The following is a 24,407-nucleotide window of genomic DNA, read 5'->3' as shown; positions in this document are numbered from 1 at the left end:
GCAAAGCCGTTAAACAGAGGTGCACTGCTATGAATAAAGAAGAACTAACCTGTGAAATAGAATGTATCAATACAGAAGTTGTAAATGAAATAAAAAAGTACCTGCCGGATATTGAGGAAGTGCAAAAACTATCCGCCATTTATAAGGCACTTGGTGATCCAACCAGATTTAAAATTTTGTTCTGTTTGAAGCAGGAAGAAATGTGTGTATGCGATATTTCGGCCATACTTGATATGTCCCAGTCAGCTATATCACATCAATTAAGGGTTTTAAGAAACTTAAGGATAGTTAAATACCGCAAAGAAGGAAAAATGGTCTTCTATTCTTTAGATGATAAGCATATTTTCAGGATCTTAGATGAGGGAATAAACCATATTCGGCATGAATAACCCCTCTTTGAACATTAAATGGATAATCGCACACTTAAAAAGGATCTCCGTTTTTTGGGGAGATCCTTTTTAATCGATAGATAAATACTAGTTGTTATTGACAGAAGGGGCTCCCCACAAGGGGCACCCACCCATTTTTCCAAAACCCATGCCTCCACTGCCCATTCTTCCACTACCCATTGCGCATCCGGGCTTGCCACAAGGAGTTTGATAACCGTTTTGGGATAGAAACTCTTGATTCTGATCAAGACGTGCTTTCCAGGCCTGCCCCTGCTCAGCAGTTAACCTTCCGTCTGTTACTGCCTGATCAACCCAGGCTTTTTTTGTCGCAAACATCTGATCAAACCAGGCTTTAGCCGAACTGGTACTGTCAGCCGCAAATACGGTAGGAACCAGCACTGCAACCGCTAACAGCATTACAACAACTAAGATAAAGTATTTTTTCAATGACTTCACCTCCTCAATTTTTATCATTATAATAAATAAATATCACAAGACTGTAACATAAATGTCACAAATAATTAAATCTTATTTAGGACAATAAGTTCGGGAAGATTGAACTCAATACCAATAAAGTCGTTAAACCAATCATAATTATAGTAGTAATCCAGGCAATCATATTAAATATTTTGGAATTAGTATATTCCCCCATAATATCCTTATCATTAATAATCTCCAGCATAAAAATTAACACAAAGGGCAAAAGAATTCCATTTATCACCTGTGACCAGAGCATAATTGTGATCAGCGGAAGCTCTGGTATTAATATCAATCCGGCTCCGAGAACTATTAACAGAGTATACAACCAATAAAATATAGGTGCTTCCGACCATGTCTTATCAACTCCCGCTTCAAAGCCCAGAGCCTCACAGATCAGGTAGGCTGTAGAAAGAGGTAAAATAGAGGCAGCAAATAATGAGGCGTTAAACAAGCCGAATGCAAACAGTTCCGAAGCCCAGGGGCCGGCCAAAGGCTGGAGAGACATGGCAGCATCCTTAGCTGTCTCAATTGTAACACCATTTTTATATAGGGTTGCCGCGCAGGCAACCACAATAAATAAAGCTACAATATTGACCATAAAACAGCCAAAAATAACGTCAATACGTGATAATTTGTACTCTTCCGCCGTAATACCTTTTTCCACTACTGATGACTGGATGTAAAACTGCATCCAGGGTGCAATAGTGGTTCCCACCATACCTATCATCATAGAAATATAGCCACTCTCAAAAGAGAAATGAGGTGTTACTGTTTCTTTTAAAACCTCGCCCCAGGGAGGTTGAGCCAAAACACCCGAGACTATATAACACAGATACAAGGCTGAAGCAAATAAAAATATTTTTTCCACTCTGCTATAACTGCCTTTAACCACCAGCCACCAGACAATTATGGCTGCAACCGGCACCGACAGGTATTTGCTAATACCAAAAACCTCCATACTGGCTGCTACACCGGCAAATTCAGCCAGAGTGTTGCCCATAGCAGTCAACACCAACCCCAGCATGGCCAGCAAGGTGATTTTAACACCATATCTTTCCCTAATTAAATCTGCCAGGCCTTTGCCTGTTACGGCACCCATCCTGACACCCATTTCTTGAACTATGATTAAGGCAATAATCATAGGAATGAATGTCCACAAAAATTTATAACCAAAGGAAGCGCCTGCTACCGAATAAGTAGTTATGCCCCCGGCATCATTATCTACATTGGCAGTAATAATTCCGGGACCAACTACAGATAGAAACAACAATATATTTTTCCACATACCGGATTTTTTTGCCATATTCATCCCGTTACCTCCGAGCCGATACTTTGCGCATCATAAAGTAAGAAAAATTCTCCAAGCTCTTGCGATCGGGCAATAATGTATCTATAACGTCATCAACTGTTACAATACCCAGCATATGGTTTTCCTCATCTGTGACAGGTACAGCTATCAAGTCATATTTAGAAACAGCATTAAGCACTTCCTGGTGGGTATCGCTGTCCAAAACTTTGATAAAGCGCTTTTCCATTATACTGTTCAGTTCGGTTTCGGGTTTAGCAATAATAAGTTGTCTTAAAGAAACAACACCTAAAAGCTTATTTGCCTGATCAATAATGTAGATATAGTAGATTGTCTCAACTACGGGTGCCTCTTCGCGAAGTTTCTCAATTGCTTCCCTGGAAGTTATCGCAGCAGGCATAGAAATGTATTCCGTGGTCATTAAGGCTCCGGCAGTGTCATCAGGATAATTCATTAATTCCCGGACATCTTCGGCCTCTTCCGGTTCCATAAGTTTCAACAACTCATCGGATTTTTCTTCCGGCAATTCGCCCAGAATATCCGCTAATTCATCCGGGGCCATTTCCTCCAATATTTGCGACGCCCGTTCAACATCCAACTGTTCAATAATATCTACCTGAGTATCCAAATCCACTTCCGCCAGGGCTTCTGCTGCTACGACATTATCCAAATTGGCAAATAAAGTGGACCTTTCCCTGTGGTCTAAATCTTCGATAATATCAGCTAAATCTGCCGGGTGCAGCCGGTTAATCTTTCCTTCCTGTGAAGCAAGCCTGATGTTTGATGTGCGTCTTTCAATAGGCTCTAAATACTGCCACTTAACCAGGTTTTCTCTGGCCCGAAAAGCCAGGAATTCTGCCCCGACCCGTCTGAACAAGCCGCGTGTGCCGATATCGACAGCAGTAAGCATAATATCATATACATCATTATGCAGTACCCAGGACAGCTGAATATCGTTAACACGAACCAGCTTTGATCCTTTAATATCGACAATCTGTTTATCCAGCAGCCACTTCTTAACCATAATTTCGTCCGGTTTGAGGCTATACATTTCTATCTTTTCAAATTCATCTTTCAAAACAACATAGGGTAAAAAATAGCTTACCGCAGTTATTGGGATTAAGCTCTGTATATTTTTTGCATATTTTATACCCACTGTATGTGGAGATTTAGCGTCCCAGAGCACAGCCAAATCTCTGACCTCTCCAACTTTTCTCCCTTTGGCATCGACAATTTTTTTATACAAAATACCACTGATATAAAATTGTCCCAAGATTTTGATCCCGTTGGCTAACTCCATGATTTTCACCTCTTTACGGATCACAATCCGGGATGATTTCCCAGCAAGGTGATCAAACTTATATTTTCATTTTTATAACCGGACAAACCACTGTCCATATAGTTTGAACCACCTCCCGCAAATATAATAAGCTCTGTTAAAATACAAATAATTACCATAAAAAATAAAACAGCCTGGGAAAGACGTATGATTTTTACGCCACGGCTGTTAAAACAGTTCCCATTCCCCACTCGTACGAGTTTTGGCACATGCACAGCTAGAGACATAAATCTCAGCCACATTAGATAAAACCTTAATCCGGTAATACCTGTTAACCCGTTACGGTCTTTCGACCTATCCGGGCAGTGGCATATGTTCTATGCAGAAGCCTCACCTAACGAGGAATTATTAAGTTCAGTTTTAATATATAGAAAAAAGACTGTAATGTCAATGCATATTAAAAAGCCTTAACGTATTAAAATATTAAAGTATTAAAATTCTATTATAAAAACGACAGATTTTTATTACCAGAGGAGGAAAAAAAGCTTATTTATAGAATATTAAAAATTATCAAAATTGAGAGGTGATTGTGATGACAAAAAACAAGTCCCTTGGGTTCCTGCTGGCGCTGCTCCTTATAGCCTCACTAATGCTGATATCAGGTTGCACATCCCAGGGAAAAACGGCCGGCACCGCTGCGCCCGGGAAAATGACTTCCGCTGCTCCTGATTCCGTTTACAAAAGACCTGCCGATGTGGCAACCGCTGCTGACGCTAAAAAACTTCTTATTGAAGGCAATGAAAGGTTTGTCTCCGGCAAACTGGCTAATAAAGATTTAGGTCAGGCTAAAAGGGATGAATTATTAAAAGGTCAACATCCCTTTGCTGCCGTTGTAAGCTGTTCTGACTCGCGTGTACCGCCTGAACTTTTATTTGATCAAGGGCTCGGCGATATATTTATTATACGCGATGCGGGCAATATAGTTGATCCTGTGAGTATGGGTAGTGTAGAGTATGCTGTTGAACACGTAAAAGTTCCCCTCGTTGTAGTGCTGGGTCATGAAAAATGCGGTGCTGTTACCGCCACGGTCCAGGGCGGTGAAGCACCGGGCAGTATAGGAAGTATTGTGCAAACAATTAAACCGTCAGTAGATAAGGCCAAAGCATCAGGCAGCAATTCACAGGAAGAGCTGATTGAAAAATCTGCTGACGAAAATATTAAGGCTGTAGTAGCTGAAATTGAAAAGAGTCCTGTGGTTAAAGAAGCTATAGAACATGGTCATGTAAAAGTAATGGGAGCCAAGTACCATCTCGCTACCGGACAGGTTGAGTGGCTCGATGCAGGCAAGTAATATTGCAGCCGCGGTGCAGCACCACAGAGAACGGAAATTGTACTTTTGAGTTTATTTTCAGGGTAGTAGAAGTGACTGTAGCTGCCCGAAAGTCGATTAAGGCGACTTTCTTGAATCTTTAACATGTTTAAGCCTTTGCACGGTTCACCCGAAGCAAAGGCTTTTTCAATTCATTATCTTAAAGCTTTTCCATTCAAATAGTCAAAGTGTTTTCCCTGGTAGGTATCCTTTTCCTCCAGGCAATTCTCTACCATGTTTTTAATACGCCACCAACTGGCACCCCAGTTATTAAATAATGTTTTTTCCTTGGGTCCTTTGCCAACCAGGCGCTGAACCACAACATCCGGAGCAAGATACTCCAAAAACGCAACCACCCGATGAATGTAGTCCTCCAGGGTAATCACCGAAAATTCGTGGTTTCTATACATTTCACCCAGAACCGTGTTTTTTACAATATAAAGAGAATGCAGTTTAACATAATCTACCTTTAAAGCAGAAACGAGTTTGGCATTCTCAACAACATCAGTTAGATTATCCCAGGGTAAATTGAGTATTAAATGAGTACAAACATCAAAACCATGCTTTTTAATCCTGCAAACAGCGTCCACATACTCGGCCAGAGTGTGCCCCCGGTTAATTTTTTTCAGGGTATGATAATTAACCGTCTGCAAACCGAGCTCAATATTTATGTTCAACCTGCCTCTTTCCTGCCGCAAATCTTGTAAATATTGAAGATAACTGTCATTAATGCAATCAGGACGGGTAGATATAGAAATTCCGACAATATCTGCATCCTGGCAGGCAGCCCGCATTTTTTCCTTAAAGACGTTAAGAGGCATATATGTATTGGTGAAGGCCTGAAAATAGGCTATAAATTTATGAGCATTGAAACGCTGCTGAAAAAAAGCCTTGTTTTCAGCAATTTGCTCTTGAACAGTTAAAGTACCGGGTAAACATTCAAATCCGGCACCTTCCTCATCGCAAAAAATACAACCACCCCGTCCAACTTTTCCGTCCCGGTTAGGACAGGTGCCAGGCAGATTGACAGGCAACTTATAAACTTTTTGTCCAAATTTCTCCACCAGGTGTTTCGAATACTGGCTATAGCGGGAGTTTCTCTGAGTCACCAAAGGTACCACCTTTCTACTCGATCCCTTTCATCAACTATATCCTGAAGGTACTGCCAGCGCTCCCTCACCCGCTCAATTTCTTCCAGATCAACTGTAAATTGAAAAACACCCGGTTCGTTTCCACAGGTCAACAAACTATCACCACCCGGACAGGCTATAAAGCTTTGCCCGTTAACAGCACGTCCGTCGGGATAAGCTGTACCGGTATTGTTTGCCATGGCAACGAAAACAGTATTTTCACAGGCACGGGCTACCCCCAGCTTATGCCAGAGCGACATACGGCAGTCAGGAATATTCGCAGGGTTAAACACTATCTTCACATTTCTCAAGGCTAGGCCTCTCACCACTTCCGGGTAAAATAAATCGACACATACCACTCCGCCTATCCTTATGCCCTTAAAATCTATTACCGGCAGGTGACCTCCCCGTGCAACAAATTGCCTCTCTTTAATAGCGTGAGAAGGAAACTGCTTTTCAAAATATACAGCTTTTAATTCCCCGGGCAATACAAAAGCTCCCCTGGATAAAACCCTGCTGCCGGAAGACACATAATGAGCGCCTGCTACCAAAAGGCAGTTCTCATGAGGCAGATCTTGCACCAGAAACTCTAAAACAGCTATATACGAGGGCATATCCAGTATATCAGGTCCCAGCCAGCCTTCAGGCATTAGCACTATATCGGTATCTTTTTTGACACAGCGCAAGAAACTGCGCATAGCGGCCAGATTATACTCCTTATCGAGCTTTTTCCTTTCAAACTGAATAATCGAAATAACAATATTTTTCATAAGCCACCTCGGATAAATTCCTACATCATAATAATAACACTTATAACCAGAATTAAACAACCTGTATACATACAATACGGAAGACTTTTGTTACAATCTGTACACTTTTTAACTGCTTATTTGATTTTTTTTGTATAAAGAAGCAGGATTTTGAGCGTACTTGGGGAAGGTAATATATATTCAACATTAGATACAGCAGACTATATATAACGGGGGTGATAAGTTTTAATTAATTCCAGACGCAGCAGTATCCATCTTTTAATCTACGTTTCTTTTAATAAATGAAAGCAGCAATATTCTTAATTTATTTAGCGCAAGGAGGAAATTATAAGATGTCAGAGGCTGAAGCCAGAATACCAATGTTCGAGATAAAAGATGTCATCGTTGAATACGGTGGCGAAGAAATTACACTATGCATGCAGTGTGGCGTTTGTGTTGCCACCTGTCCATGGAAACGCGTTGGCAGCGAATTTACAATTCGCGAAATGTTGTATATGGGACGCATGGGTTTCGAAGGCTATGAAAGCGATGATGTATTGTTTGCCTGCACCACATGTAAACATTGTGCCGTCCGCTGTCCCCGTGGTATTGATATTTTTAACGTGGTCAGAGTTATGCGCAGCATGATCTGCGAATCAGGAGCTATGCCTAAAAACTTGAAAGCGGTTGTAGGCAGTATCAGCAGTCAGGGCAACCCCTGGGCTCAAGATAAAAGCAAGAGAGAAATTTGGGCTAAAGATGCTGCAGTGCCCGCTTTTACAGAGGACACTGAGTACCTTCTCTATGTATGCTGCACCTCGGCTTTTGATTCACGCAGCCAGAAAATTGCAAAATCCATCGCTGAACTGCTACAGAAAGCCGGAGTAAGCTTTGGTGTATTGTCGGCAGAGGAAAAATGCTGCGGTGAATCTATCCGTAAAATTGGCGCAGAAGAAGCTTTTACAGCTCTCGCTGAGCACAACATTAACCTCTTTAACAGCAAAGGTGTTAAGAAAATCATCACCACTTCACCTCATTGTCATTATACCTTTAAAAATGAGTACCCTGCTTTCGGTGGTGAATACGAAGTCTATCACTATACAGAGATAATCAATCAACTAGTTAAAGATGGTAAATTAAGCTTCACCAATCCGGTAGACCAAAAAGTAATTTACCATGAGCCCTGCTATTTAGGGCGTCACGCACGCTTGTTCGATGCCCCTCGTGAATTGATGTCAGCAGTACCCGAGTTAAAAGTAGTGGAATTTGATAATAATAAAGAGGACAGCCTTTGCTGTGGCGGCGGCGGCTCCCGTATCTGGATGGAGACTGAAGCCCACATGCGTTTCAGTGATGAAAAAGTAGAAGAAGCTGCAGCCAAGGAAGTAAATTATGTAGTAACAGCCTGCCCTTACTGCGTAGTAATGTTTGAAGACAGCGTTAAAACTAAAAACAAAGATGAAGTTTTAGCAGTAAAAGATTTAAGTGAAATACTAAAAGAAAGCCTGTAATACTATAGTAGGATTTGCAGCAAAGTTCACTTTAGATAACCTAATTAGGCAATAGAATTAAAACAGCATAGAAATACATCGCTTTTTTAATATAATCCCCCAAGTAGACACGGTAAAAGAACTATCGTTCTATTAAGGGGGTTTTTATTTATTTTCAATATTATTAATCCATGCCTTCCCCATCCTACGTTAAGCTATTTAATTTTTTACATCAATCTGTAATATTTTATTATATAAATTAATATATTCCATTTTAGAAGTATTTATTTAGGGGGCTTGAGCCCTATGGATTATATTAATGAATTCCTTCTTCTGTCCGATCAACTAGCGGATAAATTTAAGGTAGAGTTAATCAAACCGGAAATAGTTTTGTTGGGTTCTTATAACTCCGGCAAATCAACCCTGATTAACGGACTTTTACAAACTGAAATAAGCCCGGTTGATATAGCTCCTTCAACAAAGGGAGTTATCAGGCTGCAGTACGGTAAAGCTTTTCACGCAGAAATTAATTATGGCAAACTTAAATCACGCAAATTCAAGCAGGAAAAAGAATTTCTAAAAGCCCTGTCCGGCAAAAATAATGACCCCTTTGAACTGGCGGAGGTTTATCTGAATAACCCTTTACTCAAAAAAATGACCCTGGTAGACACCCCCGGTCTGGACAGTCCCTTTATCAACAATCGCTATCTGATTAAGTTAATAAGAGATGCGGACCTGCTGCTCTATTTATTTCATCAACGCGGTGTAGAGGAATTCAACAAACGCTGGCTGCTTCAATCAATAAGCTGCACTTTATTTAAAAACATTTCCAGGGTATCTTTCTGGATAAACTGCAACCTAACTAACTTTGACGGGACATCTCTGGAAGAAACACGGATTGTACTGCAAGAGATTCTACCCGGTGCTGCCCATCTGCATAGTATAAACACGTTGAATAAAGAAAATATTTCACTGATCAGACTATACCTGGAAACCAACTTGGCTGTACAAGTCATGAAGCAACTACGGCAAGTACTGGTGCAAAAAGATAAATCTCTGGAGCGGCAAGTCAAAGAAACATTTAATACTTTTTCTAACGGCAACTTTTTAATAAAATACTCTTACTTGCAACAAACAGTTAAAGAGCTGCTGGAATTTGAAACTAAATTGAATACTGCTCCTTATACCGAGCACCTGAATAGGTTATTAGAAGACAATGATAAAAGGAATACCAGTAAAACAGAGCAGAACACCGCTATTAAGCTTACTTATAAGAAATGCATGAATTTTTCAGAAATCAAGGAACAATTATTAGACTTGCTAAACCGTATCAGGGCATCCTGCCCTGCCGGCAATGATCGGGCAAATCCTCACAAAATTATCAAGAAATTAATCAAAAAAATAAATAAAGAGCGTTTTAACATAGTTGCTACCGGGGGCTTTTCCTCCGGCAAATCAACCTTTTTTAACGCTTTAATGGGTGAAGAAGTGCTCCCGGCAGAAAATAAACCGACCACCTTTGCTCTTACCCAAATAAGCTATGCGGATCATAAAAAAGCTATAATCTATCCCGCCTCTCAGGTAACTTTACAGCTATATGACAGGATAGACGGAAAAATAGAACCACGTGCCGGAGAAATAAAGGCATTATCCGACTGGTTAACCCAAAAACAAAAAGAAATCAAGTCAGTTGAAATCTTTGAAAACAAACGATTTAAAAACACCGGCAATGATCAGTACGACAAAATCAAACATGACCTCCAATTACTGTCAGGGAAAAGGAATGACATATATCAGTCAATAAACATATTGCAAAACAATCAAACAGCAACTATGCACTTGACCCTATCATCAAAGTACAAAACAGTTTCCGCAAAATTTTTTACACATAGATTTTTAACAGAAAAAGTTCGACTCACCTTTCACCAGGCTTCTCCAATGAGATTTGAACTGGAAACAGCTGCGGGAGTCAAGGCCTTTCAAGAAGCGATAACCAGCAGCAATGGCTTCAGAATTGAAAGGATTGAGGTTTACCACCCGGCTGAATACTTAAAAACTTCAGTCTTTGTTGATACACCGGGTTTGGATTCCACTCACAAGCACCACAGTGAAATTACAACTGATTACTTGCAAAACAGTGACATCTACCTGATCTTTTTCAACGTCCGTCATATTTTATTTAATCAAAACATATCGAACCCAATTGAAATAATTCTTAACAGAATCAGAGAATTTTTAAAAGTAGATCCAACGGCTTATAAAAAGATATTTTTCATTTTGAACTTTGCCGATACTTTAAGTAAGAATGAGAAGCAAAAAGCAACTCAACTTTTACAGCAATATATTACAGGTGTCAACCATAAGCTACCGATATATGCCATTTCATCCCTTGCCGCACTACTGCACAAAGATGACGGCAGTTTCCGAGGGTTATTAAATGATATTGAATCTTCAGTCTATGACTATAGGGGTAAAAAAGTGTTGTCCGGTTACATCCGGGAAATAAAATACATTCTTAATATTATAGATAATATTAAGAATGCTGAAGAAATGAGTCCTATCACTCAAAAAACTAATGCAGAAAACAACAAATCTCTGCTTACTGCACAGTTGATAAAATATAAAACAGAGACAATAGCGGAAATTGACAGGCGCTTCATCCAATTAGAATCTGTTATAAACAAATTAAGCAGCGAACAGGATTTCATAGGTTTTCTGACAGGGGTAAAAGAGTCTAAGACATACCTGTCTTTTTATAAAAATATAATAATCGAATGTCTCTCTTATTTTCAATGGGCTGCTGCCTTAAATAATTATATTATTGAAAACTGCCGGAAAGCGATAATGCTCACAGAACAGTATTTTCCGAGTTGCTCTTCAGAGCTTCCCCAAACATTGCAGATAAGCCCAACACTAAAAAATTTATGTTTAGCTCTGGAACAAAACCGCGGCTTTTTTAATCGTGTAAAAGAACTGGAAATTAGAAGTGATATAAAAAAGTTTATATTACAAGAACAGGATAATATAAAACTAGGTTTAGAAAATTGGTCAAACCAGTTGCTAAAAGAAATCGACAGGGATTCCAGAACAACAAACAACTCTCTCATAACTAAAACAACGGCTGCTGCACCCGGTCAGATACTGGTGTCGACTCAGATAAATTACAACCCAGCTTTAGGTGAATTCTATGAAAAACTTCAGGACATAAAAAATATACTGGAAACGGGGGGTAATTAAAATGGAAAACGCCAGAATTCTCGATGAAAGATTAAAAAAGATTGTTCGGGATATCAGTTCAAAAACCGGCCATAATATTAAGCTGGATTTAATACAGGACTTGGAAGAGCGGTTAAATAAAATGCTTAATCAACAATCCGAAAAAAAGCTTAATCAACTGTTAATAGCTTTTAAAAAAAACCTGGATGAGCTGTAAACCGGCATCTTAACTTAGGAGGGATTGGATTGAACAATTCTAATAATGACATGGATCTAGTAATGAAGGATATCCTGGTAGGGTTAAAGTTGAAATTTGTTAAGCCTATACTGGAAGATAATAACCGTACAGTCAGCAAGCTTGAAGATTTTAAGGAAAGAGAAGATCTTCATTTTCAACAAGTATTAAATAAAATAAACGAACTGGAAAAAAAAATCGACCAGTGTCCTGTATTAATCCTGGAAGCCATCCGCAACGCTATTGAACAGGCCGGGGAGAATTAAACAATGAACAATCTGGGGGAAACAACCGTAGTAAAATCACTGGCTACCGCTATTCATAGCAGGCTGGTTAACCCAACTGAAGAACATTATAAAAAGCTTGATTTAAAGATCAACAACCTGCTTAACAGTTCAAAAGCAGAAAAGGAAAAATTGCGGCAAGAATTAAATCAAGCAATCGAAAATATTATGCTTACAAAAACAGAACTGGACAGACTCTCAACTTCGCACAAAAACATCAGCCTTTTGTCATTTATTGCCATAGTTATTACCTTAATTAATTTTATTGCTATATTAACAAAATGACAAACTAATCAGGATATATATCCTGGTTAGTTTGTACAGCAGTTTTTATAAATCAAATACTTATTTAACGGGTAACCTGCTCGTCCGGGTTAAAAGCAGCTATTATAACTAACCTCTACCGCATATGCATCTCAAGCTTAAATTTATCCTTGCTGGCTAAGCACTCAGGACACTCCCAATCCTCGGGAAGCTCTTCAAAAGGTGTGCCGGGATCCACTCCTTCAGCACCTACCGCAGGATCATAAACGTAACCACAAAGCTCACATACCCATCTATCCATACTTTATATCCTCCTTAATAAAATATAGAACCTTGATTAATCATATCAAATAACACAGTTAAATTCCATAACTTCCTCAAAAAACATTTGTTATTGTTTTAATATAATTATTATTTCAAAAAAGTAGTCATGAGCGACTTTTGAACAGCCACAGGCATTTGTACCAATTAGAAATTATGCAGTACTAACCTTGCTAATGAAATATAAATTTCAATTACATTAAACAACAACTTATCCGCAGCTCCATCATAAGAATAATTTCCAATGATACAAATAAGAGATAAGACCCTTATGCACAGGCAAAGGGTCTTATCTCTTATTTCATAATACGATTGAAGGATAGCCCGGCCATCAAATTATGTCCTGTTTCCCGCCCCTTTTCCTTAACATAGCTCATAAAATTACCCAAAAAATCCTCCCAGACCCTTGTAATTTTCTCGTTATCAGTTGAATCCTTCATTCTCAGTGCTATACTTATGTCTACAGCTTCGTGCACTTTCTGACTCGCTTCGCTTAGTATACTTTCCAATTCAGTGAACTTCACTGTCTTTACTCAATCCTTCCGGTATATTATTTTCCGTTGCCTGCTGCGCTGAATCAGCAAGCCTGGCAAACTGCGCTTCGGCCACAATATCGCTTAAATCCTCCTGTGCCCGTGCAATTACAGTTTGCGTTTTTTCCGACATATTTATAAATTCTTCTACAATTTTACGAGCAAGTGGCCGCAAGCCCCCTCTGGCTGCGGGAATCAATAACAATCCCAGTAAAACTGCTCCCACACCCAAAGGAAATCTCTGTGAGTTAAATAACATATCTGACAGCCTGTTTCTTAAATTTGGTTTTCTGCCTGACATAGCTTGAATAAGTTCAGATACGGTCATACCTTTTTCTCTGGCTTCCTCCAAAAGTTCTCTGACCAGCCCTGCTGTGTGAGGGTTTGACCGGCGGGCCAATCGTTTTTCTATTTCCTCAACCGCACGCAGTTCCTTTAATATTTCTTCCCTAACAACATTATTGTCAGAGTATTGGAATCCGCTGTTCCTACTCCGGTCTTCTCTTAAATAGTTGCCGCTTCTACGTTCATATCTTCTTTCTTCTTCTTTTTGTGCTTTTAAATCAGCCAGTATTTCTTCTTTAATGCTGTTTACCATTTGCCGGTCAAGCTGATCCCGATACTGCATACCTTCCTGCATATCCCGGTGCACCTCTCTGTTCTCAAAATTTATAAAATTAATCTACCCCATTACTGTTAATTTATCCTACATATACGGCATTTTAAATTTTACCTGTCATAAAATTCTATGCAACAGGCTAATACTATCTGTCATGGAGGTGGTATTAACAATGAGATGGATGAGGATAAGCTCACTGGAACAATTTACACCGGTGGGGTTGATTGCTGCCGGTATTTTAATCGGAGCAGGTTCACCGGTAATCAAAAAAAGCTTGCGCGGACTGGCAGTACTTACAACTAAGGGAATACTTACTTTAGCTGATAGTCTAAAGGAAAGTGGAGACCAGCTAAACAACAACTGGCAGCAGCTAGTTGCTGAAGCACGTGAGCAGCAAACCAGCAAGTTTAATTTGAGGGATCACCTTCACACAGCTGGAGTAACGGCAGTAAGAGGGGGCTTATGCGCAGCAGATGAGGTTCAGGGAATGATTAACCAGGCCAGAGAAAAAATAAGTCTTTATGTTGAAGAGGCCCGCCGTGAACTGGAGAAATCAGTTGAGCAAACCGGCAGTATGCAAAAGCCGGTTGAGCAATCCGAATCAATGTGCAACTGCACAGATTCCAATTGCGGCAAAGACAAAGAAAATACGGAAGAAAACTATGAGCCACACATCGAAGAGCATAATTTCGACGATGCAAAGAAATATAAAAACTAGCAGCATATAGTCCATAACACTTAAGAAAAAATTTCTTCTTTTTATTTAACCGGCATCCCGATTAAGGATGCCGGTTTATTATTATATCAGTTTCTTATTGAGCGGGAAAAGAAAGTAAACTTTTTTTATCTTTTAGCTTCTCTTCAGGCAAAAGTTTGAATATAGCCCGGTCCAACGCTGATGTAAAGCCAACTCCCAGCAACACGGTAATCCAATCCTTAATACCCAACGAACAGGTTTTTAAGGTCCTCTGGGCAAACGGCAGGTGTACCGCACCCACTAATAAAGCAGCCGAGAAAATTACAGCCCCCCGCAGTTTCTTATTGGCAGGCAGTTTATTTATCTCAACCGGTTTATTGCAGCAGTTTTCCTGAATCCCTGATTTAAACAGGCCCTCTTGACTTTGCCTGTCGTGGCGACAATCAATAGCGTGCAATAATTGGCTGCCGCTTAAAGCAGCCAGAGTAATGGTTTGCGCCCGGCAGAGATCATTATACCTCAAACTCCAAGCAAATACACCCAAACCAGTGAATCCTATAGCTATACCACGTGATAAAATTTTCTGTTTCATACCCTCATCAAATATACTGCTGTCTTTCGCACGAGGCGGGCAACACATTAACTGTGGATCAGGCTGGTCAACGGCCAAAGCCAGAGCAGGCAAACCGTCGCCTAAAAGGTTAAGCCATAATAGTTGGATAGGTATCATGGCTAAAGGCATACCCAGTAGAACATTGCCAAACATCAAGATAACCTCACCGGCGTTGGTAGCCAGAAGATAACGAACTGCCCGTCGGATGTTTTCATATATCCCTCTGCCCTGCCCGACTGCAGTCACAACAGTGGCAAAATTATCATCAGTAATTATTATTTCAGCCGATTGTTTGGTCACATCAGTACCGGTCTTACCCATTGCAATACCAATATCTGCTTCCTTCACTGCCGGTGCGTCATTAACCCCGTCCCCAATCATCGCCACTACTTCACCCAGCCGCCGGAAAGCCTTAACCAAACGCAGTTTATGCTTTGGCAGTACCCTGGCAAAAATGCTGATTTCACTAATTATCTGCTCCAGCTCAGTTTCACTCATTTGATCCAATTCATAGCCTGTAATAACCTTTCTGGCGGCAGGTTGCTGCTCCTCTCCGATTAAAGCAAGTTCTTTTGCCACTGCCAGAGCTGTATTGCGATGATCACCGGTAATCATAACCACTTTAATCCCGGCATTTCGACAGCAGGACACAGCCTGGCGCACCTCTTCCCGGGGCGGATCAACCATACCGATTAAACCAAGAAAAACAGACCCCTGTTCACAACCCTGTTCCTCGTGCTCATAGTAGCGGTAAGCAACTCCCAAAACCCGCATGGCCTTCTGCGTAAGTTCTTCATTTATCGTAAGGATTTTATTTTTCGATTTTTCGTCCAGAGGTAAAAGTTTATTTTCTATCGGCAAATCCCATTCGCCTGTGGCACCATTACCCAACGTCCAAGCACAGGCATTGACTATTGTATCCGGAGCGCCTTTGATAAGCTCCATTCTTCTACCTTTTTTATCCTGGCAAAACACGGTCATGCGGCGTCTTTCCGCCTCAAAAGGGATTTCATTAATTCGTGTAAACTTATCCTGCAATTCTTGCAGGGTAAGACCTGCTTTACGGGCAGCCACAATGATGGCTCCTTCAGTCGGATCACCCCGAACGCTCCAAAGGCCGGAACCCTGTTCCTGAAAAAGTTCGGCATTGCTGCATAAAACAGCAGCAGTTAAAGTTCTGTTTAGTACATGCCTTTCTGAGGTAGTTTGACCTTCATCAATAACTCTACCGGCAGCCGGATTGTAACCTGTACCGCTAAAACGCCACAACCGGTCAAAGCAATATACAGACTGCACAGTCTGCTCATTTTTCGTTAAAGTACCTGTTTTATCCGTACATATTACTGTGGCACTGCCCAGAGTTTCAACAGCCGGCAGCCTGCGCACGACTGCGTTGGATTTAGCCATTTTCCCCACTCCGGCAGCCAAAGCCAGAGTCACTACAGCCGGCAAACCTTCAGGAATTGCTGCTACTGCCAGACTGACACCGGTCATAAACATCTCTAACATTGAACCGCCTCTGATAATACCCACCAGCACGATTAACCCGCTTGCCACGACAGATACCTTCAGCACCGATTTACCGACCTGAACCAGCCTGTTTTGCAAGGGTGTGGGTTCGTCTCCAACACCTTGCAGCATATCAGCAATTTTGCCGATCTCCGTATCCATGCCTGTTGCCACAACAATGGCAGTAGCCCGTCCCCTACTGACAGAAGTGCCCATAAAGGCAAGGTTATTGCAGTCTGTCAAAGTCAGGCAATCGGCAATTGTCCCTTCCCGTTTGGCTACGGGATAGGTTTCCCCGGTCAAAGCAGATTCATCTACTTCCAGACCATTGGCTGTAATAATCCTCACATCAGCCGGAATATTATCACCCTGCTCTAAAGTTATAATATCTCCGGGCACCAGTTCAGTTGCTTCTACATCACACAATTGACCGTCCCTAAAAACTTTGGCATTGGGAGCAGTCATTTGTTTTAAAGCAGTTAAAGCACCGTCCGACTTATACTCCTGCAACGCGCCTAAGAAAGCATTTACACCCAGAATAGTTAATATGGCCAGTGCGTCATAGTATTCACCCATAACAGCACATACCAGTGAAGAACCCAACAATACCCGGACTAAAAAATCTTTTAACTGAGCCATAAACCTGCTCAGGAATCCTGGGGTTTTACTCTCCCGCAGCAGATTGTGACCATAGTCCTGCAGTCTGCTTTTTGCCTCGGACACTGTCAATCCAAAATCCTTTGCAGTATCAAATATTTGGTACAGTTCCGCAAGCTCCAATTGGTAATAATTACTGGTGGGAGTGGAGGATGCACGTGCAGGGGTATGAGTTTTAACCGGCGAACCTTTTTCTATTAATACAGGCAAATTATTTTGTGTTTGAGCAGAGCACGCCTGCGCCTTGGATATTCCCACGTCATTAACAAGGCCGTGTTTCATGCCCATACTCAGCGTTACAGCTGCAGCAATACTGATTAAACTGTTGTAAACTGCCGCACCTGCAGGAGACAGTATACCAATGGCGGCCAGGCTTAGACCAAGCGCGTTAAAACCTCTGACAAGCAGTAGATTTTTGTTAAACATGCTTTCCGCTTGCCTGGCTATATACAGAAACTCCTTAATTTTAGGCAAATATTTCCCTGACAATAAAACCCCTGCCTGTGTAATCACTGAGTGGTCGCTTGCATACCCGGCCAGAGATAAATCTGCTGCTTGGAGTGCCGGAAGATCAAGTTCTGTCTTGCCTATATAAGCCACCGTTTTTCCATTACGTTTAAGCTCCTCTACCAGAGCCAGTCTTGCCTCCTCCGAATGGCTGCCATCCACAGTGATGATTTGTTCAATACCGAGCCTGTTCAACTCTTTCCGGTACTGAGAAATCCCCGAATTCAGTTCAGAGGGGGTATTTGAAGCAGGCAACAATAAGCAATTAACAAGAGCCATCTTTTCCAGATGTTCTGCGGACTTGATCATAATTCCCCGTCTGGCAGCTATCGTCATGCCCGCAGTTTGTACTATTGAGGTTCCCAGACCCGAAGGAGCGGGATTAGCCGCCAAAAGCATGGCCAGGCTATGACTGAAGCTGTTAACAGCCATACCTGTTATTCCGGCTAAGCCTGCACAGTAAGGCAAAGATTTTTTACTATGATAGAAGGCAATATCATGCCAAGCCTTTTGATTAGGCTTGCTGTCTAAATTTTTACTATCCTTGCTGCTAATGCCCGCATTAACTCTAGCCTTTATAATGGAGTGATCATGTTCATCCTCTTTTGCTACCTGTCCCAACAAGTGTATAATTGAATTGCGATAAGGAATGTTTAAATTTACTGCCAGTTCACCGGAAAACTCATCTTTAATATCCGGGTTAATTAAATCATTCTCTAATTCCTCTTTAACATTATGTGCTGCTGTACTTTTACCAAAATCTATGATGGCTTTTTGTGCCGCCAAACGAACCAGAGTTTGCAATAAGGCTGTAAGGTTAACAAGACAAATTACGGTCAACCCCGGAATACTCTCTCTGAGCAAAACGGTTGCAATACCAATAGCACTCATTACCAGGTCGTGGTTAAATCTACCTTGAGACAATTGTCCTACGCCGCTTCTAAGCACTGGATACCCTGATACCAAAGCAGTTAGCGCTGCCACGTTAAAAAGTTTTTGAGAACCGGAAAATACCGACTTTCCTATTGTATAACGTTTAACCGTAAGCATAGCCAGCACACTGCCACCTAAAATAACATTAAAAAGCTGCCTGCCTACAGGCAAATCCTCCGGTTCTACCAACTTCCGGTCAGAAGCGGACTTTGCTTTTGCATCAACGGTAGAGGCAGTTTCTAAATAGGCCAATTCCAACTGGTGAAAATTTTTAAGTAAATATGCAATTTCTTTTACAGATATGATTTTCTCATCAAAAACAACCAGAACACGCCCGGTCATGTGGTTGGCCCTCACCGAACTCAAACCTTCAAGCTGCACTAAAAGACGGTTAAATCTTTCAGCAGCGTTCCTGCAGCCAAACAATTGCTTGACAAAAAACCTCACCCTACCAGGCAGACAGTGCACTATACAGACGCCTTTATCTATCGCAATGTTCTTTCACCTCCTATGAATAAATAGTATTTTTCCCAACCGTAGCAGCTTAATATATTCAAAAGCAACAAAAAAACTGCGGAAATTATCCCCAGTTATTGCAAGTTTATTTTTTTAATTAATAATACCTTGTATTCTGGCCAAGCCAGTTCTGAAATGAGTTGTTGATTCTTTTATTGCTTCTAAAGCACCGGCAAACTCATCCAATTCATCTTCTGAGTTTGGCTGCATGCTTAGAATTAGCAGTATTAATATCAAAAATAAAGTAAAAGGATTAATTTCAAGACTCATTATGTAGCACTCCTTTTATGATTTTCTCTATCATCATATGTTAGTAAGAGTCTAGTTGTAACGTTTCTTTTTACAGTATAATTTTTCATAATAATCTAGCTTTATTGAACAAATTTAAAAAATTTGATCTATTTTGTAGATTTTTATGGTAAAAACTTTTCATCTATGATAATTTATTTATAAGCTTATGGTAGTACAATCTCACAAATTAAATTTTTATCATTATAATCAGATAATTATAAAGGAAACATTTAAAAATGAAAATTAGAAGCAACGACATGCCTGATTTCTCCGAAATAGATACTGATAAAATAGCTTCAGGCGGTCTGATTTTACTGGCTGAAGATAATATTATTAATCAGAAGGTAGTTGTACAACTGCTAAAAAATTTCGGCCTTATAGCCCATATAGTTGAAAGTGGGTATGGGGTGCTTGAAGCCATATCACGAATTAAATACGATCTGATTTTGATGGATATTCAGATGCCTGAAATGGACGGTTATGAAGCTACCCGATTAATACGTGAATCGGAGGCAGGCAGTGACCGTCACATACCCATAATTGCTATGACAGCCCACAGGATGCAGGGTGACAGGATGAATTACCTGGATGCGGGAATAGATGATTATATTAGCAAACCAATAAACCGAACGCAGCTGCTCAAGGTGTTGCAGCACTGGCTAAATTCAGCTGTTAAACAAAAAGAGCAACCACCTGTAAACAACGGACAGGAGTTGCTATCTATAGAATACAATGATGTCATTGATCTGAAGGTATTGGAGAGCTATCAGAATTTACATATAGAAGGAACAATTGATTTTGGCAATGAACTGATAAATATCTACCTTGGTGAAACACCCAAGCGGCTTTTAGCCCTAAAGGAGGCATTCCTGCAAAGAAATGCAATTGCCCTGGAGTTTGCCGCACATGTTCTCAAATCAAGCAGCGCTAACGTTGGAGCAATGAAACTTTTTGCCCTTGGTAATGAGTTGGAAATTATCGGGCGCAGCGGCAATCTTGATGATATAACAGAACAAGTTGCAAATACCGAAAAAGAATTTGAAAAAGTACGGGCAGCATTGGAAAAAATACAACGAGAGAAAAAGAAGCAATAGTTTTTACACATCATTTTCTTTTTCTAAATTACTGGCTTCTGACAGGCTTTCATTCAATTTTTTAACAAGGCTCTCTCGATATTTCCCAACTTCAGCTGTTAGCCTGTAGTGGTTATCTTCAAGTATTTCTAAAAATCCAGTTAGTGATTTTAATAAGTGACTGTCTCCAACATTCTTAACTGCATTCTGATAAACTTCCCTGGCTTCAGGATTTATAGTTTCTGAGTCATAGCTAAAAAGCGGGGTATTGTTTGTACCATATATAACAAAAGTAACGTATTTATTATATAATTTCTTTATTTCATTAATTTTTACGGAATCACTGTGGGAGTTAATAAACTTTTCCTGCTGCAGGGCTCTTTCCAGTACTTCATTCCAACTAATAACAAGCGCAGCGTCCTTTGCCGGGATTTTATTAGATTCCTCAGTCATTATTTTAATATAATCTTTCATATCATCAGTCACAAATGAACTAAAATTTTTGTAAAAGCCATAGTCAATAATAGGAAAGAAGAAACCTTCAGCTGTCTCTATCTTATAACCGCTCTTTTTTGTTACAGACATTAGTTCTTTTAGCTCAATATCACTAATATCGGAGTTAGAGGTAATAGCTTTGTATTCATTAATTATCTTATCTTGCATGCCATCTTCATTAAATTTATTTTCAAGTAGGGTAAGATAGTCTTTCTGTTCTTCTTCAAAACCAACTACCATCTTTGTAGCATCTTCTTTAGAAACACTGGAAATGTTCTTACTTAAGAATTCAGCAATCTCATCCACATTGGAATTCTTTTGAATAAGGGCCTGAAAATCACTCATAATTATGCCTGCCTCAGGTTTGTTTTGAGTATTAGGTTCAGTCTGCTTTTTAGCAGTGCAACCGGCAGAAATCAACAGGCTTATACAAAAAATAGCCAGAACAAGTTTTTTTAACAATTCATTACCTCCTAAATATTAGGTTGCATTTCTTGTCCCATACCTATGCAATTCATATCTCATAGATTAGTAAGAAGATGTCCTGTTAATTATAAGACGATTATTTGTGTGAAATGTTCCGGTGAATTTAATGTCATATTTTATCTTTTTAGTTATCAATCATATCAGATCGCGTTCAACAACATTAACTATGCCGCACAGCTATCCTTTCAAACATAGTTACTAAACCGGTGCAGAGCATATGAATTAGCTCAATGTTTAAATTATCTTCCGCTGTCTCGTCTAAAAAAATATTGAGTTTCGATTCAAGATCATCTATTGGCTTATAATAGTTAATTAGTATAGGAATCTTCGGCAGTGGATATAAAACGAGCGAAATATCCGACGAAAAGACATTAACCAACTGACTGCCACTGAAAACACTAATTATATCTTCTAACAGATCTGTATTTTTATCAATAATGTGTTTTAAAGCTTGTTCACACCGTTTTCGAAAAATGGCCTCTCTTGATTTACCGTTTTTTAATTCCCTGAAAGGAACCCAATTTCCGGCAGCATTGCTTCCCCTGGCATACTTAATGTAGGAAAGCAACGGTATTGTCACCCAGTAGTTCACATGGCAGTCAGAAATAATTATTCCATTAGAATCCACCATAAAATCCTTACCAAGAACCTTGATTTTTAAGTATTTCCCGGTATATGACGCACCCAGTCTTAGCGCTGAGGAAGGAAAATCGACTGAAGAAATTTCCCTTTGCAAAGACTTCAATAATTGCTCTTGAATTGTATCAGCAGTTTTAAGATTAACAATTTGTTTATTAAGTTGCTTAATTGTGTGGTCATCCAAATTAGTACATTCATTAAGATTTTTTTGACCCTTTATCACTGCAGCCGCAAAGGCCAAACACCCAGCCAGCTGACACTGTCCGCAATTTGATTTTGGCAAAAACTTATAGATATCCAGAGGAGTATTAAGTTTAGACAATTAAATAACCCCTTTCCATGCTCGCAATGTTTGGTATTAGCCGTGAACTGCAAACATTAACATCATGTTTCTGTTATAGATTCCGTTGTACTTGTTTACAGTATAAATTATAATATAAATAAGGTTAACGGTAAATTCACCAAAGGCCGTAAGTTGCCTGAGAAGGTCAAATGTGCACGGCTGAAGGTGTTGGCACTGAAAGGAGGCACTATATTTGCACCAGGAACAAGTCAAGGCTTTTCGTCTCTGGTTTTATCAATATACCAAAAGCTATTACAGCGACGATCCCAAAATACAAACCGGTATTAAGTTCAAAGAGGAGCATACAGACAGGGTGTGCCAAAACATTAATCGTATTGGTCAATCACTTAATCTGTCATTGGAAGATCTTTACCTGGCTGACACCGTCGCACTCTTTCACGATTTGGGCCGCTTTAAGCAATACACTGTTTACCGCAGCTTTAACGACCGTCGTACAGAAGATCATGCTCAAATGGGTCTACGTGAACTGGGGCTTACCGGAGTTCTGTCTGTTCTGTCAGAGGAAGAAAAAGCAATTATCAAAACAGCTATTGAATATCACAACCAGCGTGATTTGCCATTGTCACTGCCGGAACGCTGCCTAATGTTTGCGCGTTTAATCCGGGATGCAGACAAACTGGATATTCTTCATTCGTTTGTAGAATATTATACACATCCAACCAATGACGCATATTCAGTGATGGAGACAGGTCTGCCGGACACACCTGAGTATTCCCAAACTTTTGTGCAAAATTTACTCCAGCAGCAAAGCTGCAGCTACAGTGATGTTGCAAATTGCAATGATAGAAAACTATTGCAGTTATCCTGGATTTATGATATAAATTTTAAATTTACTCTTGCGGAAATTGCCCGACAAGGCTACATTACAAAAATTTTTGACACCTTACCCCAAACCACAGATTTACTGGCTGTTCAAGAGCACTTATTGTCTTTTATCAGCAATTAATCCATGTATATAGATTCATTGGCTTTGGATAGCATCTCCCAACAATCACTTATTTATCATTTTCTAATGTGTATTTTTATTTTTATTTAATATAGCCGGGACATCAAAAGACCCGGCTCTTTTTAAAATTGCGAAACACTTATCAGCTACAAGTGCGTCATAATCGCTATTTACTTATAACAGTCGCAACCTATAACCATTCATAGCGGTTTCGGCCAATTTATCCATCAACTGATAATTGGCATATGCTCCTACAACTGCCCCAATCCCAGGCATTAACTGCAGCATTTTAACCAAATCTATGTAATCACGGTACTCCTGTTGAAAGCTCCGCCAGTCAAAGGCTTCTAATTCTGTAGGCAACTGCTCATTTTTCATGTCCCAATTTAGTATAAAACTGTATACTTGTGATCGCTTTTCCTGGCTGGAAAAGGCTAATTCGAACAGGTATAAAATATATAAGCGCTCCCTGAATTCAGTTACGTCAAACCCATATAATACTGCAACATCAAATAAAAATTTGATTTTCAGGCCCAATAATATGGGAAAATCAGCCAGTCCCAGCAAAAGTCCTCCTGCGCCTGTACCTGCACCACTGGTAGCAGCTACTTTCTTGTAGAAATTGGCCTTCTCCAATACTAATTTTTCACTTTCCTCCAAAGAAAGTCCATGATCAGGATATTTGGAAATATACTCGGAACCGAATAAGACAGCTTTTACCATGTTTTTAATAGTAGCTGTTATCAGATCGTGCACCTTATCCGGAATGATATCATTAACCTTATGCTGCAGGCCTTTAGCTAACCGGTTTGTTAAAGAAGGCTTCTTTGTCATTTTCAGCTGCCATATTTTCAATTCATGCATAATTTTTTCTTCGTAAGATTCCGTATCCATAATTGCCCCTCATGACAAAGATTATTTTTAAAAAATTAATGAAAATTAAATTATTTAGGTTTATTTTAATGGTTTTAACTGGTAAAATATACTTATACATTAATTTTACCATACAAGACTGGA

The 24,407-nt window shown here is 39.9% G+C and carries 23 protein-coding genes and 1 riboswitch; of the genes, 10 read left to right on the top strand and 13 right to left on the bottom strand.

The window, feature by feature from the left end; genetic code table 11:
- Window positions 1–29 precede the first annotated feature (29 nt).
- On the top strand, window positions 30–389 hold the full coding sequence (locus tag DTOX_RS08520; RefSeq protein ID WP_015757309.1) for an ArsR/SmtB family transcription factor: 360 nt from the start codon (window positions 30–32) through the stop codon (window positions 387–389).
- 87 nt (window positions 390–476) lie between these two features.
- On the opposite strand, the gene DTOX_RS08515 is transcribed toward DTOX_RS08520, so the two are convergent.
- The 3 genes from DTOX_RS08515 to DTOX_RS08505 form a co-directional block, all read right to left on the bottom strand.
- The gene (locus DTOX_RS08515; protein WP_015757308.1) at window positions 477–836 is read right to left on the bottom strand and encodes a DUF2680 domain-containing protein; all 360 of its coding nucleotides are present in this window, start codon (window positions 834–836) and stop codon (window positions 477–479) included.
- An 85-nt stretch (window positions 837–921) separates the two neighbouring features.
- Window positions 922–2,178, bottom strand: coding sequence for an Nramp family divalent metal transporter (locus DTOX_RS08510; protein ID WP_015757307.1), 1,257 nt, complete (start codon window positions 2,176–2,178; stop codon window positions 922–924).
- A 4-nt stretch (window positions 2,179–2,182) separates the two neighbouring features.
- Window positions 2,183–3,475 (bottom strand): magnesium transporter, encoded by a 1,293-nt coding sequence (locus tag DTOX_RS08505; protein WP_015757306.1) that lies wholly within the window; start codon window positions 3,473–3,475, stop codon window positions 2,183–2,185.
- 218 nt (window positions 3,476–3,693) lie between these two features.
- Window positions 3,694–3,863: riboswitch (M-box (ykoK) riboswitch) on the bottom strand.
- Window positions 3,864–4,046: 183 nt separating this feature from the next.
- Between DTOX_RS08505 and DTOX_RS08495 the strand changes: the two genes are divergently transcribed.
- Complete coding sequence (locus DTOX_RS08495; RefSeq protein WP_015757305.1) at window positions 4,047–4,805, top strand: carbonic anhydrase; 759 nt, start codon at window positions 4,047–4,049, stop codon at window positions 4,803–4,805.
- A 173-nt stretch (window positions 4,806–4,978) separates the two neighbouring features.
- On the opposite strand, the gene mnmL is transcribed toward DTOX_RS08495, so the two are convergent.
- Window positions 4,979–5,932 carry a tRNA modification radical SAM protein MnmL/YtqA gene (gene mnmL, locus DTOX_RS08490; protein WP_015757304.1) on the bottom strand — a complete coding sequence of 318 codons (954 nt, stop codon included), beginning with the start codon at window positions 5,930–5,932 and terminating at the stop codon, window positions 4,979–4,981.
- Entirely contained in the window at window positions 5,929–6,723 is a 795-nt protein-coding gene (locus DTOX_RS08485; RefSeq protein WP_015757303.1) for a carbon-nitrogen hydrolase family protein, read from the bottom strand. The genes mnmL and DTOX_RS08485 overlap by 4 nt, the downstream gene beginning before the upstream one ends.
- Before the next feature lie 332 nt (window positions 6,724–7,055).
- On the opposite strand from DTOX_RS08485, the gene DTOX_RS08480 reads away from it, so the two are divergent.
- The 5 genes from DTOX_RS08480 to DTOX_RS08460 all read left to right on the top strand — a co-directional run bounded on the left by DTOX_RS08480 (window position 7,056) and on the right by DTOX_RS08460 (window position 12,212).
- Window positions 7,056–8,213, top strand: a complete 1,158-nt coding sequence (locus DTOX_RS08480; protein ID WP_015757302.1) for a (Fe-S)-binding protein — start codon at window positions 7,056–7,058, stop codon at window positions 8,211–8,213.
- A 285-nt stretch (window positions 8,214–8,498) separates the two neighbouring features.
- Complete coding sequence (locus DTOX_RS08475) at window positions 8,499–11,429, top strand: dynamin family protein (RefSeq protein WP_015757301.1); 2,931 nt, start codon at window positions 8,499–8,501, stop codon at window positions 11,427–11,429.
- A gap of 1 nt (window position 11,430) precedes the next feature.
- On the top strand, window positions 11,431–11,625 hold the full coding sequence (locus DTOX_RS08470) for a hypothetical protein (protein WP_015757300.1): 195 nt from the start codon (window positions 11,431–11,433) through the stop codon (window positions 11,623–11,625).
- A 29-nt stretch (window positions 11,626–11,654) separates the two neighbouring features.
- Window positions 11,655–11,909: a hypothetical protein gene (locus DTOX_RS08465; RefSeq protein ID WP_015757299.1), complete on the top strand. Its 255-nt coding sequence runs from the start codon at window positions 11,655–11,657 to the stop codon at window positions 11,907–11,909.
- Between the two features lie 3 nt (window positions 11,910–11,912).
- A complete protein-coding gene (locus DTOX_RS08460; RefSeq protein ID WP_015757298.1) occupies window positions 11,913–12,212 on the top strand; it encodes a hypothetical protein in 300 nt (99 codons plus the stop codon).
- A 115-nt stretch (window positions 12,213–12,327) separates the two neighbouring features.
- Here the strand turns inward: DTOX_RS08460 and DTOX_RS08455 are convergent, their stop codons facing one another.
- The 3 genes from DTOX_RS08455 to DTOX_RS21410 form a co-directional block, all read right to left on the bottom strand.
- Complete coding sequence (locus DTOX_RS08455) at window positions 12,328–12,492, bottom strand: rubredoxin (RefSeq protein WP_015757297.1); 165 nt, start codon at window positions 12,490–12,492, stop codon at window positions 12,328–12,330.
- Between the two features lie 316 nt (window positions 12,493–12,808).
- Window positions 12,809–13,036, bottom strand: a complete 228-nt coding sequence (locus tag DTOX_RS08450) for a hypothetical protein (protein WP_015757296.1) — start codon at window positions 13,034–13,036, stop codon at window positions 12,809–12,811.
- Window positions 13,023–13,685 carry a DUF5132 domain-containing protein gene (locus DTOX_RS21410; protein WP_015757295.1) on the bottom strand — a complete coding sequence of 221 codons (663 nt, stop codon included), beginning with the start codon at window positions 13,683–13,685 and terminating at the stop codon, window positions 13,023–13,025. Before DTOX_RS21410 ends, DTOX_RS08450 begins: the two co-directional genes overlap by 14 nt.
- 151 nt (window positions 13,686–13,836) lie before the next feature.
- Here DTOX_RS21410 and DTOX_RS08440 point away from each other — a divergent pair, with 151 nt between their 5' ends.
- Window positions 13,837–14,382 carry a hypothetical protein gene (locus tag DTOX_RS08440; protein WP_015757294.1) on the top strand — a complete coding sequence of 182 codons (546 nt, stop codon included), beginning with the start codon at window positions 13,837–13,839 and terminating at the stop codon, window positions 14,380–14,382.
- 94 nt (window positions 14,383–14,476) lie between these two features.
- Here DTOX_RS08440 and DTOX_RS24775 read toward each other — a convergent pair whose 3' ends face one another.
- Complete coding sequence (locus tag DTOX_RS24775) at window positions 14,477–19,048, bottom strand: cation-translocating P-type ATPase (protein ID WP_015757293.1); 4,572 nt, start codon at window positions 19,046–19,048, stop codon at window positions 14,477–14,479.
- Window positions 19,049–19,189: 141 nt separating this feature from the next.
- The gene (locus DTOX_RS22915; RefSeq protein ID WP_015757292.1) at window positions 19,190–19,366 is read right to left on the bottom strand and encodes a hypothetical protein; all 177 of its coding nucleotides are present in this window, start codon (window positions 19,364–19,366) and stop codon (window positions 19,190–19,192) included.
- Window positions 19,367–19,623: 257 nt separating this feature from the next.
- Here DTOX_RS22915 and DTOX_RS08430 point away from each other — a divergent pair, with 257 nt between their 5' ends.
- Window positions 19,624–20,481 (top strand): response regulator, encoded by an 858-nt coding sequence (locus DTOX_RS08430; protein WP_015757291.1) that lies wholly within the window; start codon window positions 19,624–19,626, stop codon window positions 20,479–20,481.
- Window positions 20,482–20,484: 3 nt separating this feature from the next.
- Here DTOX_RS08430 and DTOX_RS08425 read toward each other — a convergent pair whose 3' ends face one another.
- On the bottom strand, window positions 20,485–21,417 hold the full coding sequence (locus DTOX_RS08425) for an MltG/YceG/YrrL family protein (protein WP_015757290.1): 933 nt from the start codon (window positions 21,415–21,417) through the stop codon (window positions 20,485–20,487).
- Window positions 21,418–21,601: 184 nt separating this feature from the next.
- Window positions 21,602–22,402 (bottom strand): DUF3786 domain-containing protein, encoded by an 801-nt coding sequence (locus DTOX_RS08420; RefSeq protein ID WP_015757289.1) that lies wholly within the window; start codon window positions 22,400–22,402, stop codon window positions 21,602–21,604.
- 214 nt (window positions 22,403–22,616) lie between these two features.
- Here DTOX_RS08420 and DTOX_RS08415 point away from each other — a divergent pair, with 214 nt between their 5' ends.
- The gene (locus tag DTOX_RS08415) at window positions 22,617–23,390 is read left to right on the top strand and encodes an HD domain-containing protein (protein ID WP_015757288.1); all 774 of its coding nucleotides are present in this window, start codon (window positions 22,617–22,619) and stop codon (window positions 23,388–23,390) included.
- 174 nt (window positions 23,391–23,564) lie between these two features.
- Here the strand turns inward: DTOX_RS08415 and DTOX_RS08410 are convergent, their stop codons facing one another.
- Entirely contained in the window at window positions 23,565–24,284 is a 720-nt protein-coding gene (locus tag DTOX_RS08410; RefSeq protein WP_015757287.1) for an EcsC family protein, read from the bottom strand.
- Between the last annotated feature and the right edge of the window lie 123 nt (window positions 24,285–24,407).

The organism is Desulfofarcimen acetoxidans DSM 771 (assembly GCF_000024205.1).
Classification (GTDB): Bacteria; Bacillota; Desulfotomaculia; order Desulfotomaculales; family Desulfofarciminaceae; genus Desulfofarcimen; species Desulfofarcimen acetoxidans.
The sequence above is the reverse complement of the archived record's forward strand: the minus strand, read 5'-3'. Positions and strand labels throughout refer to the sequence as shown.